Annotated in this window: 1 protein-coding gene; it reads right to left on the bottom strand. The window is 70.2% G+C overall.

Going from position 1 to position 1,401, the window contains the following annotated elements:
- Positions 1–7: 7 nt before the first annotated feature.
- Positions 8–1,401, bottom strand: a 1,394-nt coding sequence (locus MJ783_RS14385) for a hypothetical protein (protein ID WP_239310948.1), incomplete at its 5' end; no start/stop codon positions are given.

Genomic DNA, 1,401 nt, shown 5'->3' with positions numbered 1-1,401 from the left:
ATTCGCGTCAGCAAACGGGGACGTTGAAGTCGGTGTTGTGATAAGGCGGGCCCTGGCCGGGGACGTCGCCATTCCGGAAGTTGTTCGCGACACCGTAGTACTGGCCGTTCCAGGGGCTGCTGGCAATCCTGTACCACCAGCCGTCCGGATTGGCTGACTGGATTAGGGGCTCATATACACGGCACTGCACCTCAACGTAGGCGCCCACCGCGATGCGCGGGCCTTGACCGGAAGCGTTGTGCGGGTTGCTGAATGTCGGAGAGCCAGTGCTGCCGGTTTGTTCGCGGTACGTGGTGGGAGCTGGCGGCGGGGGCGGAGAGGAAGCAGGCGGCTGGGAGGAAGCGGGCGGTTGAACGGGAGTGGGCGGCGGGGACGAAGCGGATGGTTGAACGGGAGTGGGTGACGGGGAGACAGCGGGCGGGGCAGCCGGAGTCGGCTGTCCACCGGCAGGCGGGGCCGTACGGCTCGGGCTGGGGGCTGGTCCGACGACTGGGGTTGGTACCTGGGGCGGGACGGCTGTCGACGGCTGGGAGCGCGGGGCCTGGCGGGGAGCCAGGATCACGTGCGCGGGCAGCGGCTGGGGTGGGGCGGCTGTCGACGGCTGGGAGCGCGGGGCCTCGTGGGGCGGTGTGATCGTCTGCGTGGGCAGCGGCCGAGGTGGGGTGGTGGCGGCGCTGCCGGCGACGTCGGGGGCGTGTTTTTCGATCGGCTGGGCCGAGCCGTCCGGCCGGACCAGGACCGCGTGGGAGCCGCGCTCGTCATTTGCCCAGAGCATCCCGTCCTTGACGAAGACGGTGAGCTTCGCCGGCTCAGGGGTAACGGTGATCGGCGAACTGAACTGCCCCAGGTCGGCTGCGTAGACCAGCAACCGTCCCTTGTCGTTGTCGGGTATGTACACCCGGTTGCCGGCCACCACGGGAGCGCCGAGCTTCCCGGAAGGGTCCTGGGAGCCGAGATCGACCGCGCGGACAGCACCGGCGCCCGGGTCGGCCAGCAGCATCGTGGTCGTCCCGTCGACAATGACGGGGGTGAGATGGCCGTCGACGGACGGCGCCACGAGCAGTTGACGCCCTTGCCCGGCCGGGTCCGGCAGCCGCAGCGCCGGGGCGGGGCGGCCGTCGCGCACGGGTACCAGCGCTGGCGTGGTCGCGTCGACCGCGACCGGCAGCCCGTCTACTATGATCAGTGACAGTCGGTAGCCTGGCCGGGCGACCGTGACCGCTGTTCCCGCTGTGCCGCGGCGAACCGGGACAAGCTGCCCTTTCTCAGGTAAGGCCACCCACAGCGTGCCGTCAGCGGTCAGCCCGGCACCACCGATCGCTGAACCAAAGGAGAGCGGCGCGCCCAGTGGGTCCAGCGTTTTCGGGTCGATCCGCTGGACCTGCCCGGCGACGTGTGCGT

Source organism: Protofrankia sp. Cj3, assembly GCF_917627355.1.
GTDB lineage: Bacteria > Actinomycetota > Actinomycetes > Frankiales > Frankiaceae > Protofrankia.
Note: the sequence above shows the minus strand (reverse complement) of the source record. Positions and strands in the feature narration are given on the sequence as shown.